At 69.1% G+C, this 16,323-nt stretch carries 16 protein-coding genes; 2 read left to right on the forward strand and 14 right to left on the reverse strand.

Annotation, left to right across the window (positions count from 1 at the left end):
- Window positions 1–40: 40 nt before the first annotated feature.
- The 8 genes from AC3A35_RS17270 to AC3A35_RS17305 all read right to left on the reverse strand — a co-directional run bounded on the left by AC3A35_RS17270 (window position 41) and on the right by AC3A35_RS17305 (window position 6,059).
- Window positions 41–1,018 carry a hypothetical protein gene (locus tag AC3A35_RS17270; protein WP_487437432.1) on the reverse strand — a complete coding sequence of 326 codons (978 nt, stop codon included), beginning with the start codon at window positions 1,016–1,018 and terminating at the stop codon, window positions 41–43.
- 53 nt (window positions 1,019–1,071) lie between these two features.
- Window positions 1,072–1,833 (reverse strand): 4Fe4S-binding leucine-rich repeat protein, encoded by a 762-nt coding sequence (locus AC3A35_RS17275; RefSeq protein ID WP_487437433.1) that lies wholly within the window; start codon window positions 1,831–1,833, stop codon window positions 1,072–1,074.
- 6 nt (window positions 1,834–1,839) lie between these two features.
- On the reverse strand, window positions 1,840–2,109 hold the full coding sequence (locus AC3A35_RS17280; RefSeq protein WP_487437434.1) for a nitrogen fixation protein NifZ: 270 nt from the start codon (window positions 2,107–2,109) through the stop codon (window positions 1,840–1,842).
- A gap of 5 nt (window positions 2,110–2,114) precedes the next feature.
- The gene (locus AC3A35_RS17285; RefSeq protein WP_487437435.1) at window positions 2,115–2,438 is read right to left on the reverse strand and encodes a (2Fe-2S) ferredoxin domain-containing protein; all 324 of its coding nucleotides are present in this window, start codon (window positions 2,436–2,438) and stop codon (window positions 2,115–2,117) included.
- Between the two features lie 78 nt (window positions 2,439–2,516).
- Window positions 2,517–3,059: a flavodoxin gene (locus tag AC3A35_RS17290; RefSeq protein ID WP_487437436.1), complete on the reverse strand. Its 543-nt coding sequence runs from the start codon at window positions 3,057–3,059 to the stop codon at window positions 2,517–2,519.
- A gap of 90 nt (window positions 3,060–3,149) precedes the next feature.
- Window positions 3,150–3,476, reverse strand: coding sequence for a hypothetical protein (locus tag AC3A35_RS17295; protein ID WP_487437437.1), 327 nt, complete (start codon window positions 3,474–3,476; stop codon window positions 3,150–3,152).
- Window positions 3,477–3,483: 7 nt separating this feature from the next.
- Window positions 3,484–4,338, reverse strand: a complete 855-nt coding sequence (locus AC3A35_RS17300; RefSeq protein ID WP_487437438.1) for an ankyrin repeat domain-containing protein — start codon at window positions 4,336–4,338, stop codon at window positions 3,484–3,486.
- A complete protein-coding gene (locus tag AC3A35_RS17305; protein ID WP_487437439.1) occupies window positions 4,335–6,059 on the reverse strand; it encodes a nitroreductase family protein in 1,725 nt (574 codons plus the stop codon). The genes AC3A35_RS17300 and AC3A35_RS17305 overlap by 4 nt, the downstream gene beginning before the upstream one ends.
- A gap of 221 nt (window positions 6,060–6,280) precedes the next feature.
- Here AC3A35_RS17305 and AC3A35_RS17310 point away from each other — a divergent pair, with 221 nt between their 5' ends.
- Window positions 6,281–6,619, forward strand: a complete 339-nt coding sequence (locus AC3A35_RS17310) for a hypothetical protein (RefSeq protein ID WP_487437440.1) — start codon at window positions 6,281–6,283, stop codon at window positions 6,617–6,619.
- 46 nt (window positions 6,620–6,665) lie between these two features.
- On the opposite strand, the gene AC3A35_RS17315 is transcribed toward AC3A35_RS17310, so the two are convergent.
- Together AC3A35_RS17315 and AC3A35_RS17320 are read right to left on the reverse strand one after the other, a co-directional pair.
- Entirely contained in the window at window positions 6,666–6,905 is a 240-nt protein-coding gene (locus AC3A35_RS17315; protein WP_487437441.1) for a hypothetical protein, read from the reverse strand.
- A gap of 236 nt (window positions 6,906–7,141) precedes the next feature.
- Window positions 7,142–7,492, reverse strand: a complete 351-nt coding sequence (locus AC3A35_RS17320; protein ID WP_487437442.1) for an EF-hand domain-containing protein — start codon at window positions 7,490–7,492, stop codon at window positions 7,142–7,144.
- Window positions 7,493–7,688: 196 nt separating this feature from the next.
- Here AC3A35_RS17320 and AC3A35_RS17325 point away from each other — a divergent pair, with 196 nt between their 5' ends.
- Window positions 7,689–9,134 (forward strand): CHASE3 domain-containing protein, encoded by a 1,446-nt coding sequence (locus AC3A35_RS17325; protein ID WP_487437443.1) that lies wholly within the window; start codon window positions 7,689–7,691, stop codon window positions 9,132–9,134.
- Window positions 9,135–9,136: 2 nt separating this feature from the next.
- On the opposite strand, the gene AC3A35_RS17330 is transcribed toward AC3A35_RS17325, so the two are convergent.
- From AC3A35_RS17330 to AC3A35_RS17345, 4 genes are all read right to left on the reverse strand, one after another.
- Entirely contained in the window at window positions 9,137–10,930 is a 1,794-nt protein-coding gene (locus tag AC3A35_RS17330; RefSeq protein WP_487437444.1) for a monovalent cation:proton antiporter-2 (CPA2) family protein, read from the reverse strand.
- 255 nt (window positions 10,931–11,185) lie between these two features.
- Window positions 11,186–12,655 carry a c-type cytochrome gene (locus AC3A35_RS17335; protein ID WP_487437445.1) on the reverse strand — a complete coding sequence of 490 codons (1,470 nt, stop codon included), beginning with the start codon at window positions 12,653–12,655 and terminating at the stop codon, window positions 11,186–11,188.
- An 18-nt stretch (window positions 12,656–12,673) separates the two neighbouring features.
- Complete coding sequence (locus tag AC3A35_RS17340; protein WP_487437446.1) at window positions 12,674–14,197, reverse strand: c-type cytochrome; 1,524 nt, start codon at window positions 14,195–14,197, stop codon at window positions 12,674–12,676.
- Window positions 14,194–16,311 carry a hypothetical protein gene (locus tag AC3A35_RS17345; protein ID WP_487437447.1) on the reverse strand — a complete coding sequence of 706 codons (2,118 nt, stop codon included), beginning with the start codon at window positions 16,309–16,311 and terminating at the stop codon, window positions 14,194–14,196. The genes AC3A35_RS17340 and AC3A35_RS17345 overlap by 4 nt, the downstream gene beginning before the upstream one ends.
- Between the last annotated feature and the right edge of the window lie 12 nt (window positions 16,312–16,323).

The raw sequence follows: 16,323 nt of genomic DNA on the forward strand, positions 1-16,323 counted from the left end.
TGTGCCGGCCGCGACACGACAGCGCGCAGCCGGGCGGTGCTCAGATTCCGTAGGGTTCGCGCATCCACGCGTGGACCAGTGCGGCGTCGCGTTCGGGCAGGTAGGCCATGCCGTCCTGCAGGTCGGCGAAGACTTCGGGGGCGGTGCTGCGCGGCACACGGTGGGCACTGACCAGGTGGAAGTACCAAGCGAAGCCATAGCCGGCGGCGCGGTCGAATTCGTGAAGCTGTTGTGCCAGCGCGGTGCCGCGGGCGCCGGGGGCGGCGTGCCACTGGGGGGCGTAGGCGGCCACGGGGACCGCGCCGGCGCGCGCCTGGCGGTAGCGGTCGAGGTGTTCGGACAGGGCGAGCACCCAGTGGTCGCAGAAGTGGCGCTGGCGGCCGGCGCTGCTCGCCGCCCATTCGTCGATGAAGCGCAGCACCGGGGCCGGCTTGCCGGCCTGGTGCTCGATCCGCGACACGAACGCGCGGATGTCGGACATCCGCCGAAAGCGGTAGCGCGGCAGACCCAGAGGCTGGGGCGGGGGACTGCCGGCGGGGCGCTCGAGCAGGGCTTCGACGGCGTCGACCGGCTCGCGGCAGCCGCCGAGCGGATGGCTGATCACCTCCTGCAGTTCCTCGACCTCGAGCTGCAGGTAGTCTCTCGGCTCGGGTCCGCAGGGCGCCACGAAATAGTGGCTGACGCCCTGCTCGAGGGTCAGCGTGAGGCTGGACTCGGCGTACTCCTCGGCAAACGCAGCGCCGTCCTCGCCGCACTCGACCCAGGCCCGCTCCAGCCAGTGAAGGGCGTCGGCGGAGACCTCGTGGCCCTTCGCGTTCACGATGCGCCCGGGCCGAAACCAGCCGCCGCGCGACAGCCTGGGGGTCAGGTCGGGGCCGCCTTCGCGGCGCAGCGCATCGAGCAGGGTGGCATGGCCCGGCAGCGGCGTGACCGTGGTGCACAGATAGCGCAGGGTGTCGTCGAGGGTGGGCGGCGAGGCCGTGGGCGCGGCCGGGGGCGCGAGCGGGACGTAGGTCATGGTGACTTCCTTGGCAGGCAGGGGATTCGGAAATGGTCGGGGCGGGTGGCTGCTCACGGGCCGGTGGCCGCCAGACGCTCGCTGGCGAGCTGGCGGACCGCTTCCTCGGGGTCATCGGCGGCGACCGCAGCCAGGGCGGCGAGCGGGGCCTGCTGCACCGCGGCGGCGCGCACCAGCCAGTGCGGATCGGCAAGCATGGTGACGGCATCGGCGGGCAGCATGCGGGCGGCGGCCAGCGCCCGGACCTCGGGGTCGGCGTCGGGGGCGAGGCGACCGAGGGCAAAGGCCGGCAGGCGGCGGGCGATCTCCTTGCGCACCACCGGATCGGGGTCGTCGGTCATCTGCGGCAGACTGCCGTGGGGCAGGCGCCGCGCCACCTGCAGGCGTACGGCGTAGTCCGGGTCGCGCATCATCTTGCCGAGGGCGGCAGGCGGCAGGCGGCTGGCGACGGTGACCCGCACCTCGCGATCGGCATCGCGGGCGAGATGCAGCAGGGCGTCGCCCTCCACCCGGGTGGCCACTGCGCGGCGCACGGTTTCGTCCGCGTCGTCGATCATGCGCGCCGCGGCCTCGATGGGGGCGTAGCGCACGGCGATCGCGCGCCGCTCCCAGAAGGCGTCGTCCAGACAGACTTCGGCAAACTCCGGATTGCGGCGCAGGAAGCGATCGATCTGGCGCCCGCTGTGCACGAACAGACACAGATCGCCGGGGGCGCAACGTCCGTCGGCGAGCAGGCTGTCGCGCAGTACGCAGCGCGAACAGGGGTTTTCGGGCGGACGATAGTCGTCGGTTTCGGGAGCCGGATCCTGGTTCATGGGGGGTCAGTGGTTTGCCACTTCCGTCATGGCCTGGGTGAGTTCGTCGGCGAAGCAGCCCACCGGCGGGCCGAGGACGGCATCCGGGCCTTCGAAGCGGACGACGAAGATCTCGACCTCGGGGGCGGCCTCGACGTGGCCGGTTTTCACCACCACGCCACGGGTGCCCGGCGCGGCGAGCAGCACCCCGGCGTCGACATCGGGGAGGCTGCCGTCGTTGTAGATCGCCTCGGACGCATAGACGACTTCGCCGGTCGTACAGGAAAGCGTAGCCATGGCGCTCACCACACGCTGGCCGGCGCGCGCAGGCGCTCGACCGGCTGGTCGCCGAGCAGGTGCTCGTCGATGATCGCGCCGACATCGGCGGCGCTGACCCCGGAGTACATCACCGCTTCGGGATAGACGAGCACGCTCGGGCCGTCCGCGCACGGACCGATGCAGCCGGTATTGGTGAGTGCGTAGTCGGACCACAGGTTGCGGGCCTGGAAGGCTTCGAGGAAGCCCTGATAGACCTCGTTGCAGCCCTTCTGCTGGCACGAGCCGCGGGGGTGGCCGGGCGGGCGGCCCTGGACGCAGACGAGGACGTGTTTTTTCGGTTTGGCCATGATGGACTCCGTTTCGGTTGGGGATGTCGGTACCAGCCGGCCCGCCCGGTGGTCGCGGGCGGGCCGGCGCGGGGAGGTTCAGCCGGCCGCTTCGAGCAGTGCCGGGGTGATCTGCGCCAACCAGGCGTCGACCCGGGCCTCGGTCTGATCGGCCTGGTTGTCGTGGTCGAGCGCGAGGCCGACGAAGGCATCGTCCATCACCGCCTGCGAGGTCTTGAAGCTGTAGCCCTCGACCGGCCAGGCGCCGACCACGGTGGCGCCGCAGGCGGTGACGCAGTCGTAGAGCTCGGCCATCGCGTCGCAGAACTCGTTGCCGTACTTGTCCTGGTCGCCGAGCCCGAAGATGGCGACCACCTTGCCGCTCATGTCGGCACCGTCGAGCTGGGGCAGGAACTCGGCCCAGCTCTCGTTCTGGGCGCCGCTTTCGAGGCCGGGCAGCTCGCCGTCGCCCAGCGTGGGGGTGCCGATGATCAGCGCGTCGTGGGCCAGGAAGTCCTCGACCGTGGCCTTGTTGACGTTGATCGGGTCGGCGGCCGCGTCACCGAGTTTTTTCGCGATCGATTTCGCGATCCGTCGGGTGCGGCCGGTGTCGGTGCCGAAGTAGATGCCGATGCTTGCCATGGTGGGCTCCTGGTCTGTTTCAGTGATGGGTGGGCGCGGCAGCGAGGTGCGCCTGCTGCCGCGCCGGACAGAAGGGGGTGCTGCGGGCGCTCACGCCGGCTCCGGCAGACCGAAATGGGCACTGAGCACACCGAGCAGACGGGCCTGGGTGAGCTCTTCGCGGATCAACGGTTCGCCGGAGCTGAGCGCATCGCCTTCCTCCGGATAGGAGAGCTCGACTGCGTAGCGCCCCGCAGGCTGGCCGTAGGTGAAGATGAAGGCGCCGAGCCCTTCGTCGCCCGGCAGCAGCAGACCGAGGGCTTCCTCGTTGTCGCGCCAGCGCTCGTCCACGGCAATGAGGCCGACCTCGAGCATCGGCTCGAGGGTGACCAGCAACTGGCTGAGGCTGCGGTACTTGGGCGGAGTGGGTGTCATCATGATGGGCTCATCCGGCAGTGTGGCGAAGCAGTGCGAGGCAGGCGCGGCTGGCGGCGAGGTCGACCGCGCGCGCGTCGTCGAAATTGACCAGCAGCGGGTCGGCGCCACATTCGAGCAGCAGCGCGACCATGTCGGCCTTGCCGGCCGACGCGGTGTACATCAGGCAGGTGGCGCCCATGTCGTTGCGGTTGTCGAGGTCGATGCCGCCCTTCACCAGCAGGCGCACGGCGTCGGTGGCGTCGGAGACGCATGCCAGCCACAGGGCGTTGTTGCCGTCCATGTTGCGGCGCGAGATGTCGACGCCGTGCGCCAGCAACTCGGCGATCAGCGCGGTGTGACCCCCGAGTGCGGCGCGCATCAGCGGGGTGAGCCCGTGCTGGCGGGGCGTGTCGAGGTCGTCGAGGTCGAAATCGTATTCGGCGAGAAAGGCGATCAGCTGCGGGCTCGAGGCATCGTCGGCGGCGGGTCGGCAACGGTGACCGCCGGTGCGGGCGGACTGTGCGGCGTCGAGTGCCATGGCCAGGACTTCGTAGCCGCCATCCACGCTATACACCTCGGGGAAGCGGAAGTCGGCGAACCACTGGGTGTAAGTCCGGCTGGCATTGCCGTGGTAGCAATAGACCAGAACCGGGGTGGTGCGCGCCAGGGCGCGAACCCGCAGCGCAAAATCGGCTTCGGTCAGCCGCGCCGCGCCGGGAATGTGGGCGGCGGCGAAGCTGCGCTCGTCGCGCACGTCGAACACGGCGAGTGCGGGCAGGACCCCGTCGCGATGACGCAGCACCATGTCGGCCGCATCGACGGCGGAGATGCGGTGATCCTGGCGGCTGGTGTGTTCGGGGCGAAGGGTGGTGGATGCGGTCATGGATAGGGCTCGGGGGCAGGGGGGGTGGCCGGTGGGCAGGGTGCCGGATGGGCCGGACCGGTTTCGATCCGCGTATCGTCGATCGGCAGTCCGACGGTGAAGTGGTAGAGGGTCTGGTAGTCATCGCCCTCGAGACCGAGCAGCTTGTGCACCGGGTCGTCGAAGAAGCAGCCGATGCCGGTGCCGCGCAATCCGAGGGCCTCGGCGGTGAGATAGAGCGCTTGCCCGATCAGCCCCGCGCTGCGGAACAGATCCCGATAAGCCGCCGGATCGCGCGCAACGACCGACGCGAACGGTGCCACCAAGCCGAGCGCGAGGCACGCATTGGCGGCGATGTCCTGATGGCAGTGCAGGCTGCGCGCCAGACGATAGAGCTCGACCGGCTCGAAGCGCCGCAGCAGGCGCAGCTCGGACCCATGAGCGAGGCCGAGGCCCGGTACCACTTCGCCGCCTGCCGGGAAAGGGGGCACGGCATCGCTGCGGTCGGCGGGTGCCCGGAGAACGTAGAGGCCCGAGTCGAATGTTTCCACCCGGTGGACGAACAGCACCGGGTCGAGCCGTGGCGTGCCGGGGGCGAGTCCCGCCTCGTGCTGGGTGGCGAGCACGTGCACCAGGGCGAGGAACTGCGGGCGTGTCATCCAGTGGCTGGCGGCAAAGCGTTGTGCGCTGCGCCGCGTGAGCAGGATGTCGACCGCCGGGCTGCCCATCGCGGCCGCATCGTGGATCGCGGGACCGGGCGGGGCCGCCGCGGTGCGAGCCGGGCTGTGCTCGGGATCGGGGCGTCGGGTGGCGACGGTGACATCGTGGATCAACGGCCAGTGATGACGGGGTGCCGGATCCAGTTGCGAGGCCTTGCCATGCCAGTGGCTGGCGGCGGTGTCGATCAGCGCCTCGTCGGCGACCGGGTCGGCAGGCAAACCGTCGACGCCGACGGTGAGCAGGAGTTCGGCCTCTTCACGCTCGAGGTCCGGGAAACGTCCGGTCGGGTAGTCTCCTTCGCGATCGAGGCCGAGGCGGTGGGCCAGGGCACGGTTGCCGATCCGGTGTTCGGCGAGCGGCCAGCCGAGCAGGGCGGCGGCGTGGGCGAGCGCACCGACGGCATGGCCGACATCGAGCTGACAGTAGCGAAAGCCGCGTTCGCCGTATTTCCAGGCCTCGCGCCACATCGCGGTGCTGAGCGCAATTCTCAGTTGCGGGCTTGCCGGCGACGATAGCGAGTGGCGATCGAATGCCCGGCATTCGAGCGCGTGGTCGTCCGCGCGGTAGTGATGCACCCCGTCGGCCAGGCCCGGTACGGCGCGCGTGATCAGCCACGCTTCGACCGGATGCAGGTTGCCGCTGGATGGATTGGCGCGCACCGCCCAGCGGTCGGGACCCAGGGTTTTCCACGCGGTGATGCCGAGCGAGCACTGCAACAACAGGCCGATACTCGCCAGCCCGGGCGCCTGTGGACGCCGCGGAAGGTGCAGGCGGTTGAACGGAATCGCCTGCAGCTGCGTGAGCGTATCGTCGCCATCGAGGTCGGCGAGCAGCGGCAGAAACACGGCGGGGGCCCCCTCGTAACGTCGGAACGGGGCCGGCTGCGCGTCCCAGTCGAGCATCTTCGGGCCGGCGGCGTAGGCCTCGAACCGATGTTTGCTACGTGCATGGTAGAGCCTGACGACGGTGTCGGCCGACAGCGGCGGAGTTGCGACAGGGAGGACAGGGCCGGGAGCGTTCATGTCCGTCACTCTGCAAATCCGGTACCAGTTGCCTGGATGCCCTGCAGGCCGCGCCAATGCTGGGCAGGGAGGGTATTTACTGAACGGGGAAAATGTGCGGAATCCGCCCCGCACGAAGACGACTGTCGCATTTGCGACATTGTTCGGACCAGGAATCGGGGCGAACAGCCTGGCTTCCGGCTTGCTTGTAGACGCGACCACCCTTTCCGGAGTCAGAACGGATGAACCCGCCCCCCACCTTGCTTGATACCTGTGCCCGGATCGAAGACGCGGCCACCGACATCCTCACCCTGGTCGAGGGACTCGATTTTGCCGAATACGGCCGCAGCCGTCTGACCCGCGGCGCCACAACGGCTCGCCTGCACCACATCGCAGGGCTTGCCGCCTTGCTGGCGCCGGCCGAGCGTCAGGCGATGCCGGAGGTCGATTGGGAGGCCTGGACAGCCCTGAACGCGACCTTCGCCGGAGGCGGCGATGTCGAACGCGAATGGGCCGCGGCGTCCGGACTGGCCGAACTCACCCTGCAGTGGATGCGGGTCTATCGGCAGGCGGCAAAATAGCCAGGAACTGCCGGCCCCTCTAGGGGTGGCTCGCCAGAGCGCCAGATCACTGTTGTGGCGGTGACGGCGGGGTAGCCGGCGTCGTGGTGCTGTCCGCGGGTGCGCTGTCCGACGGCGATGTCGACGGCGGGGCTGGGGACTCCGGCGGCGGGGGAGCGGGGGTCACCGCGGCCGGAGGCGGCTCGACCTGGGTGGATGGCGCCGCGGGCGTCTCGGCATCCTTGCGATCGCAGGCCAGCAGCAGGGGCATGGCCAGGGTGGCGAGCAGGAGGGTCTTGGCTGTCATGGCTATTCCTCGTAGAGAAGCGGACTCGGGGAAGTCGGCGTTGCTGCCGGGTGCGACCTCATAGGCATCGAACCCGGGCGGCAAAGGGCGGGCATACCGGCCGCACGCATGGGCCGGATCACGCCCGGTCGCTGCGCTGGATGTCGGCAAGGCATCGCGGACCGCATGGCCGACGGTCGGTGCCCCGTGCTGCAGGGGTGCCGTCGCCTGTCGGTCATGCGCTGCACTACCCGCATTTACGACCTCCCGCCCTTCTGACTGGCCTCGTGGGCATCCCACTCGGCGGCCGAGAGCGAGCCGTCGCGGTCGACGTCCAGGGTGTCGAACAGCGCCTGGATCTCGGCCGAGCGCTTGGCTTCTTCCTTGGAGATCTTGCCGTCGCTGTTGCGGTCGAGTTGCACGAACATCGGCGAGGCCGTGGTCATGTCGCCGCGGTTGGCATCGGGCACAGGTCCGCCCTGGGTTCCCGGCTGCGACGGGACGCGTTCGCCTTCGCCGGCTGCCGGGGTCATCGAATCGGCAGCGAGGGCGGCAAGCGGAAGCGTGCCGGCCAACAGTAATGTGGCTAGACTGAGCTTGTGGTTCATGACCTTTCTCCTGACAAATAAGGGGATACGCCCACGGATCGATGGCTGTAAGCCAGTCCTCGCCCTCGATGGGCTGCCGTGAACAGTTCCCATGTTAGGGCTCGGACCAGGGGTGTGCTGTCGGTCGATGCGGACTCGGACGTAGGAAGATTCCTGCAGCCGCAGCTTGACCGGCGCGCGGAAAAATGGGGGGCGCATGAGACAGCGGGGTATGCCGATCGAGTTGCGGGCGACGCGGCTGGCGCGCCGTTGGCGCCAGATCATGCTGGCGCTGGGCTGTGCGCTGGTGCTCTCGTTGCTGGGCACCAGCGTGTGGCAGACGGCGGTCAGCCTCGATGCACTCGGGGCGCTGCAGATGCAGGCGGGACGGGTCGGACGCCTGGACAGCATGCTGATTCAGCTGGTCGATGCCGAGAGTGGCGCGCGGGGATATCTGCTCAGCCGCAACCCGGCTTATCTGGAGCCCTATCTCAACAGTCTGTCGACCATCGAGTTCACCCTCGAAGAGATCCGTCGCGACGTCGGGCCTGCCTCCCAGGATCAGGAGGCGTTCGCGCGCCTGAGCGAGCTGACTACGCTGAAGCTGCGCATCCTGTCTGAGGCGGTGACCAGGGGGACGCGGGGCGACGAGGCGCCCCGTGGTCCGGATACGTCCGAAGGCCAGCGTCACATGGACATGATCCGCAAGACGCTGGCCGAGATGAAGAGTCGCATGGTGGCACAGGGGCAGCACTCTCTCGAACAGTCGATTACACACGTCTATCGCACACGCTGGGTGGTTGCGGCCCTGTCGGGTGGCGCGCTGGTCTTGCTGGGTGTCCTGTTCGTGGTGGTACAGCGCCAGTTCCGCCTGCGCGAGCAGATCGCCGACCTGCTGCGCAGCGAGAACGCGCGCCTCGACGGGCAGGTTCGCGCCCGCACCGCCGAACTCTCCGATCTCGCCAGCTATCTGACCAGGACGCGTGAAGCGGAAATGGACCGGCTTGCCCGCGAACTCCATGACGAACTGGGGGCGCTGCTGACCGTCGCCAGGATGGACGCCGCCTGGTTGGTCCGCGAACTCGACGGGGTGATGTCCGGCCCTTGCCGAGAACGCTTCGACCGGCTGCTTCACGGCCTCGATGGCGGCATCACGCTCAAGCGCCGGATCATCGACGACCTGCGCCCGCCGCTGCTGCAGGAACTGGGTCTGCTGGCGGCCTTGCGCGCGCTGGGCGAGGACTTCGCGAAGGAGGGCGGCGCACGGATGATCCTGGATCTTCCCCAGGGCGACCTCGCGTTGCCGCCGCAGCCTTCACTTGCCTTGTTCCGGATCGCCCAGGAGGCGCTCACCAACATCCGGCGGCACGCCCACGCCCGCAACGTGACCCTGCGCTTCACCCTCACGCCCGAACGCATGGTGCTGGAAGTGGAAGACGACGGCGTGGGCTTCGATCCCACCCGGACGGCGGCGGGTATACATGGCCTGGCCGGGATGCGGCATCGGGTGCAGATGTTCTCCGGCGAGTTCTCGATCGACAGCGGACCGGGCAAGGGTATGCGCATCATCGCCAGTCTGCCGCTGGCCGCGGCGCAGCAGGAAGCGACGTCCGCCGAGGATCGCGATCGGGCGCCGGGGGCACAAACCGCCGAACCGTCCTGAGTTCAGGTGCTCGGCGGCAGGGCTTCGACCGGGCGCTTGGCGGCCGGATCCAGTTCCTGCTCCAGCAAGGCCACCAACTCCTTGTGGGCATCCTTGGACGACTGGATCAGCTGGCTTTCGTCATGATAGAGGGCCTGCTGCCGTTTTAGCAGATCCTGGTCGTTGCGCGCGAAATGGTCGATGATCTGCCTGGCCACCGCCGGTTCCTTGCCCAGCGCTTCGAAGGTCATGCGGGCCATCTCGAGGCTGGATTTGAACGTTTCCCGGATCTGCAGGTGTACGCCCAGATCCATCAGCCGGTAGGCGTGGAAGCGGTCGCGCGCCCGGGCCACGATCGTCACCTGCGGAAAATGCTTGCGCACCAGTTCGGCGCAGCGCAGCGAAGTCTCGATATCGTCGATCGCCAGCACCAGGATCTTCGCCTCGCCGACGCGGGCGGCGTCGAGGACCGCGAGGTGGGCGGCGTTGCCGAAGTAGGCGTGGGCGCCGAAGCGACGCACCATGTCGACTTCGTCCAGGTCCTTGTCGAGCGCGGTGAACGGGACCCCGCGCAGGCGCAGCACCCGGCCGATGATCTGGCCCACGCGGCCGAACCCGGCAATGACCACCGGGTTGGCCCCGGGCGGCATCTGGTCGGCAGGCGGTTCCGGTTGACTTGCGGCCTGGCGGGCGTTGATGCGGTCGCCGATGATGAACAGCAGCGGCGCGATCGCCATCGACAGTGCCACCGCCAGGGTGAGCTGCTCGACCACCTCGAGCGGCAGGAGGGCATGCGCCCGCGCGGCGCCGAACAGGACGAAGGCGAATTCTCCACACTGCGCCAGCGCCAGCGCCTCCATGCGCGATACCGCCGCGCTGCCGCCGGCCAGCCGGCGCAGCCCGTACAGGCCGAAGCCCTTGATCGCGAGCAGACCGACGGTGAAGCCGATGACGTTGATCGGGTGCTGCACGATCATGCCGAGGTTGATGCCCATGCCCACGGCGATGAAGAAGAAGCCCATCAGCAGGCCCTGGAAGGGGGCGATCGAGCCTTCGAGCTCGTGGCGGAAATCCGAATCGGACAGCAGCACGCCGGCCACGAACGCGCCCAGCGACATCGACAGCCCGCTGGCTTCCATCAGCAAGGCCAGCCCCAGGGCAGTGGCAAGTGCCGCGGCGGTGAACATCTCGCGACTGTCGATGCGGCTGACATGGCGGAACACACGGTCGAGCAACGGCCGTCCGACCGCGATCACCACCCCCAGCACCACCAGCCCGATCATCGGCGACACGTCGCCTTCGGCCTTCTCCGCACCCAGCAGCGGCAGCAGCGCCAGCAGCGGAATCACCATCAGATCCTGGAACAGCAGCATGGCAAAGGTTTCGCGCCCGTAGCGACTGTGCAGTTCGTGGCGCTCGGCGAGCGTGGGCAGCACGAAAGCGGTGGACGACAGGGTCAGCGCCAGGCCCGCGAGGATGGCCTCGGTCCACTCCAGCCCGAGTATGCGGGCGATACCGATCAGCAGCGTGCCGACGCCGAAGAACTGCAGGGCGCCAAGGCCGAACACGGGTTTGCGCAAGGCCCACAGGCGGCTGGGCTGGAGCTCGAGGCCGATGATGAAGAGGAGCAGGACCACGCCGAGTTCGGCGGTATGCAGCAGGTTCTCCGGATCGTGGACGATGCTGGCGCCCCACGGGCCGATCAGCACCCCGGCCACCAGATAGCCGAGCACGGTGCCGAGCCCGGCGCGCTTGAAGAAGGGCACCAGAAAGACGGCGACGGCGAGCAGTGCGGCGAAGGTTGCGACTGATTGCATGGGTGTCGGTTCGGTTGGGTGTCGAGACCGCAGTCTCCGGCCCTCGGCGGGATGGGGGGTGCCGCGTACCCCGCGGGGCGGGCCCGCGGGCGCAATCAGCGCATGCCTTGCAGACCTGCGCGATTATGCCGCCATTTTGCGGCTGCAGCGCGCCCGACGCACGGCTCCGGCACGGGCATGCCGTCTCCTCATTTGCACCGTCCGGCCCGACCGGCTGCTATGGGGAGCGATGGCGTCGCGCGGGCCGGGCGCGGTTCACAACATCTTGAGGTATTCCACCAGCGCGTCCTTGTCCTCGTCCGGCAGTTCGGTGCCGAACACATGGCCTTCGTTACCTCCGCCCTTGGCGGCGACCTCGTGGCGGGTGCCGATGCGTTCGGCTTCCGCGCCGGCGGTGACGAAGCCGACCTTCGCGGGATCGTACACATCGTAGCCGCGCCAGAACACCGCCGGGCGTTGCGCCGGCGGCTCGAGCAGGTCGCGCAGCGTGGGTACCGAGCCGTTGTGCAGGTAGGGCGCGCGCAGCCAGATGCCGTCGAGGAAGGCGGCGATATAGCCGGTCAGCGGTTCCTCGACCAGCCCCGGGCGCTCGATGCCCATGTCGCGCACCACCGCGTTGGCCTCGCGTGCGGCCTTGTCGTTCCAGGTGTCGATGCGGTCGCGGCTGGTGCCGACCTCGGCCAGCGCCACCACGGTGCCGGTGCGCGGCGAGGCGTGGCAGGCGGCGCAGTGGGCGTCGAACACCACCTTGCCGTGCGCGGCGCGGGCAGCATCGATCGGAAACGGGTACTTCGGTGCCGCTTTGTTCGACACATAGCCCTGGATCCAGCGTACCTGCTCGATGAACTCGTCGTTGTCCTTGGGCGGCGCGCCGAGCAGGCCCAGCGCGGAGTCGATGATCACCGAGAACGGGTCGTGGCTGTCGCCGGCGAAATTCATCCGCATGCCCTTTTCCGGATCGTATTTCTTCAGGTTCCACAGCGAGGGCATGTCGGTGGGGCCGAGGCTGTCGTCCATCGGCCAGCGGATCATGAAATACTTGGTCAGGTTCATCGCGTCGTCACGACCGCGGCCCCAGGGCGGAAAGTCGGCGCGGTACAGCCAGGCGAACTGTTGCTCGCGCTCGAGCAGCGTCTTCTTCGTGATCGGGATGATCAGGAAGCGGTAGATCAGGCGATCGACGAGGGACAGGTCGGTGACCAGGCGGATCTCGGCCATCAGGTTGTCGGCGTTGAAGCGCGGGTCCCTGGCGCAGTCGATCAGGAAGCGGAAGAAGGCCCACAGGTTCAGCGTGTGGTTCGGCCCGGTGGGCACGAACACGGGTGCGGCGTCGGCGCTCGCACGGTAGCTTGCGGTGTGGCAGGCCGCGCAGTTGTTGGCCACACGCGGGAAGCCGATCACCTTCTTCGAGAACCCGACCGGCAGTTCCTGGCCTTCCTCCCACACCACGCCGAAGGAGGCGTAGCCGCCGGGGCCGGGCAGCTTGTCGGGGAAGAGGCGCGGCAGCACGTAGAAGATCCAGTACGGGATGCCGGCGTCGCGCTCGGCACCGATCGAGCCGTACTTGAAGCGCATGTCGGGGTCGTCGGTGATCCACGCCGGCTGCGCTTCCTCGCGGAAGAACTTGTACCAGGCGAAGGCCCCGCCGGCAGCACCCAGCACCAGCAACACGACCAGCGCGGCAACCAGGCTGCGGCCGAGGTGCGCACGTGAACGGGTTTTCATGACGGCTCTCCTTCGACCTCAGAAGGTCTTCAGGTATTCGACCAGCGCATCCTTGTCGGCGGCCGACAGCTCGGTGCCGTAAGCCGCGCCTTCGTGCCCGGTGTTGGCGTTGCCCCGCACGCCGGTGTCGAACTGGAACAGCGGGGCGCCGTCGGCGCCTTCGGCTGCGGGGTCGGTGGCGAAGCCGACCCGTCGCGGGTCGTACACGTCGTTGCCGCGCGCGAACCGGGCGGGGCGCAGGGCGGCAGGCTCGAGCAGGTCGCGCAGGGTCGGTACGGAGCCGTTGTGCAGATAGGGCGCGCGCAGCCAGATGCCGTCGAGCGGCATGTTGGCGTAGCCCCAGGTCTTGCGGAAGTGCTGGAAGCGGTGCGGATAGCCGGCATACAGCGTGGCCTGGTTGACCGCCAGATCGCGCGAGTAGGAGTCGAGTCGGGCGCGGTCGGTGCCGATCCGCTCGATCGGGGTCACATGGCCGACTGCGGCGCCGCGAAAGTCCTGACCGTTCGCGCCGTGGCAGGCGGCGCAGTATTCGGCGTAGAGGGGCGCGCCGCGCGCGGCCAGCGCCTCGTCGAGCGGCCATGGCCACGGCGGCGGCGCGAGGTCAAGCACCCAGTCCTCGACCCGTGCGATGGCAGCGAGGTCGATCGTCGGCGGCGTGGTGCCGGTGCCGAAGGCGGCGCTCTTGTTGCGTTCTTCGGTGTGGGTGTTATTGCCGTCCCAGTGCAGTTCCATGCGCTGACCGTCGTCGCGGGTGAGGCGTTTGCGCTGGTTCCAGATCGACGGAAAGTCGGAGGCGCCGAGCAGTTCGTGCGCCGGCAGCTGCTTCATCGGGAAGTTGAACAGCACCTTGGCGGAATTGAAGGTGTCGACCCGCCCAGGACCCCATTCAGGCTGATCGAACACGAACTCGAAGCGCCCGCGCAGCATCAGCAGGCGTTCGCGCATCAGCGCAATCGCCACCGGGTACACGAGGTAGCGGTCGACCAGGCTGATGCCGCCGGTGAGGCGGTCGATCTCGGGCACGATGTGGTCGCGGGAGAACTTCGGCCCGGCGGCGCAATTGAAGAAGAAGGTCTCGAAGGCGCGCAGGTCGAAGCGGTGCGCCGGCATACCGACGATCACGCGCGCGGCGGCGTCGGGCGACTCGCGCACGGTGCTGGTGTGGCACGCGGCGCAGTTCAGGAACACGCGGTCGATGCCGAGGTGGCGTCGCCTCGAGACGCCGACCGGCAGGTCGCGGCCGGCTTCGTAGATCATGCCGAGCGAGGCGTAACCCTTGCCCGGCAGATGTTCGGCGCAGATCTGCGGCATCGCCTGCCAGATCCAGTACGGGAATCCGGATTCGCGCTCGCCGCCGGTCGACCCGTACTTGAAGTGTTCCACCGGATCGGCGTAGGTCACCGCCCGATCCGGCACAAACCGCAGCCCGGCATAGACCGCGCCGAGCACGATCACGATCCACGGCAGCAGCACGATCAGGCGGATCAGTGCGCCCAGCAGCGAGCGGCGAGGCTTTGCCTGGGCACGGGGGGCTGCGGTCACGGCGGATCTCCTCGTTCCGGGGCCAGGTGCGCCACGATGCAGGGTGCCAGCGTGGCGTAGGGACGGGCGAGCAGCGTGGTGGTGCTTGTGTCGCGGGCACTCAGTATCCCTTGCAGCATGGTGCGCATCGCCGGCAGGTCGGCGGTATGGACGAAACCTGCTGCATGCACGGCGGCGGGCGGCGGCATCGGGGTCTTGCGGCGTGCGGCAGGCGCGAGTTCGTTCATCTCCAGCCGGTACCACATACGTTCGGCGCAACGGGCAAGGTGAGTGCGCACCTGTGCGTCGGTACCGTGGAGGAAGCCGGGCGGAAACGCGGTGGCCGCTGCATGACACTGGCTGCACTGGCGCACGAAGGGGAGCAGGTCGGGCGCCCACGGCCCTTTGCGCGGCGCGATCGGATCGGCGAGCCGGGCGCGGGGCAGGGGGGCCGCGGCGGGCGCCCTGGCGCTCGGGATCCCGAGGCCGGCGAGGATGGGGGTGAGCACCGCGGCGCGGCGCAAGGGCATATCGTCGAGCGCATCGCTGTCGCCGTTCACGGTGGCGGCGGCGAGCGCGTCGAGCGCGCGCTCGAGGGGGCCGAGGTCCGCGGCAAGCTGCAGGGTCGCGCGGGTGGGGGCCGCGCCGGTCGCCCGGGTCAGGCTCAGTTCGCGGAGCGCCTCGCCAGCGGCCGTACGCACGCTGCCGCCATCACGCTGCAGTGCAAAGCGGACGGTACGCATGGCGTCCTCGCCGTGCACACTGGCATGGTCCAGTTCGATTGCGCCGACGCTGTCGTCACTGGGCAGGACGAGGCGGTCGATAAAGCCACCGCCCATCCGCTGTCGCTGCAGTCCGATGCGGGCGAGCAGACGACCGCCGTCGGCGCTGCTGCAGTCCAGGTCCACCCGCCGGCCGGGGATTTCCCGTTCGGTGCACGCGAAGCTCAGCTCGCGCAGCGTCACTGCCGGCGTGGCGGCGAGCTGGCGGTCGATGAGGCGGATGTCGGTGCGCGAGAAGAACATCGACAGGGCATGGATGAAGCGGCCGACATCCGCGGCACTGCCTCCGTGCCAGCGCTCCAGCGGCGGACGCAGCGCAAGCGGATCGAAGGCGGCGCCGATGTCGGCGAAACGGGGCAGCTCGGCGTCCGCCGGCGCGCGGTCTCCCTCCGAAATCGCGGCGAACGGTTGGCGATTCGCCAGCTGCGGATCGGGAATGGCCAGACCGGCGGGCCAGCGTTGCTGCCATCTTGCAAGCAGCGGGCGGAGCAGGCGCTCGCGGCTACCCGAGGTCTCGATCGATGCGCTCCGACCGCCGCCGAGCCGGTAGCGCAGGGCCTGACGCAGGGCCTCGGCGCGACAGGCGATCGACGCGTCGCGGCTTGTCCCGGCGCAGCCTTCGCGCCACAGGCGCTGGGCGGTGGCGAGCAGGTTGGCGCGCAGCGTGGCGGCATCGATTGCATCCGGCACATCGACGCCATGGCGCCAGCGCAGGCCGTAATACGGCAGTCCGGTGGCGGCGAGTCGCGCGGCGACCGCCGGGCCAGCGCTGGTCTCGTCCCACGACTGGCGCGAGAAGATCGGCGCCGCATTCTGATGGCAGGCGAGGCAGAGCGTGCGGTTGGCATAGCCGACCACCGGCGTGGCCCCGGCGCGATAGTCGCGCACCAGCTGGAACTCGAAGCGGGCGTCGGCCTCGTTGTAACTGATCACCTCCAGCGCGGCCGCCTGCTCGTGATAGGCGACGTACAGGCGGTCCTTTAGGTAGGGGTGGCCTGCCGGCGCGTCCGGCGGTGGCTCTCCGGTCACTGCTGCGACCACGCGTGGATAGCGGAATGCCTCCACGTCTCCCGCGGCATGGCGTTGGAGTGAACGGCCGAGCGGAATCAGCACCACCGAGAGCCCTCCGAAGGGTTCATTCGCGTCGAGCTGCAGCGCGATCCGCTGCAACAGGGCGGTGAATGGAAACGGCACCTTCACCTCGCCGTCGGCATCGCGCTCCAGCAACTGGTCGAACAGCGAGCGGCCGGACGACGGCAGATCGCTGCCCGGCGCCTCGGCCGCGAGTGCCGACATCGCGTGCAGTGCGCCACTCAGGAGCAGCGGCGCAAGGCGCGATGTCGATCGGACCATGTTCAGCCCCCT

It is taken from the genome of Azoarcus sp. Soil_N_20 (assembly GCF_057656155.1).

Bases quoted from the DNA above. Each gene is read 5' to 3' on its own strand.
- AC3A35_RS17300 (WP_487437438.1), bottom strand. From the start codon at position 4,338: ATGACCGCATCCACCACCCTTCGCCCCGAACACACCAGCCGCCAGGAT.
- AC3A35_RS17305 (WP_487437439.1), bottom strand. From the start codon at position 6,059: ATGAACGCTCCCGGCCCTGTCCTCCCTGTCGCAACTCCGCCGCTGTCG.
- AC3A35_RS17310 (WP_487437440.1), top strand. From the start codon at position 6,281: ATGAACCCGCCCCCCACCTTGCTTGATACCTGTGCCCGGATCGAAGAC.
- AC3A35_RS17320 (WP_487437442.1), bottom strand. From the start codon at position 7,492: ATGAACCACAAGCTCAGTCTAGCCACATTACTGTTGGCCGGCACGCTT.
- AC3A35_RS17345 (WP_487437447.1), bottom strand. From the start codon at position 16,311: ATGGTCCGATCGACATCGCGCCTTGCGCCGCTGCTCCTGAGTGGCGCA.
- AC3A35_RS17280 (WP_487437434.1), bottom strand. From the start codon at position 2,109: ATGGCTACGCTTTCCTGTACGACCGGCGAAGTCGTCTATGCGTCCGAG.
- AC3A35_RS17270 (WP_487437432.1), bottom strand. From the start codon at position 1,018: ATGACCTACGTCCCGCTCGCGCCCCCGGCCGCGCCCACGGCCTCGCCG.
- AC3A35_RS17290 (WP_487437436.1), bottom strand. From the start codon at position 3,059: ATGGCAAGCATCGGCATCTACTTCGGCACCGACACCGGCCGCACCCGA.
- AC3A35_RS17315 (WP_487437441.1), bottom strand. From the start codon at position 6,905: ATGACAGCCAAGACCCTCCTGCTCGCCACCCTGGCCATGCCCCTGCTG.
- AC3A35_RS17285 (WP_487437435.1), bottom strand. From the start codon at position 2,438: ATGGCCAAACCGAAAAAACACGTCCTCGTCTGCGTCCAGGGCCGCCCG.
- AC3A35_RS17335 (WP_487437445.1), bottom strand. From the start codon at position 12,655: ATGAAAACCCGTTCACGTGCGCACCTCGGCCGCAGCCTGGTTGCCGCG.
- AC3A35_RS17295 (WP_487437437.1), bottom strand. From the start codon at position 3,476: ATGATGACACCCACTCCGCCCAAGTACCGCAGCCTCAGCCAGTTGCTG.
- AC3A35_RS17325 (WP_487437443.1), top strand. From the start codon at position 7,689: ATGAGACAGCGGGGTATGCCGATCGAGTTGCGGGCGACGCGGCTGGCG.
- AC3A35_RS17275 (WP_487437433.1), bottom strand. From the start codon at position 1,833: ATGAACCAGGATCCGGCTCCCGAAACCGACGACTATCGTCCGCCCGAA.
- AC3A35_RS17330 (WP_487437444.1), bottom strand. From the start codon at position 10,930: ATGCAATCAGTCGCAACCTTCGCCGCACTGCTCGCCGTCGCCGTCTTT.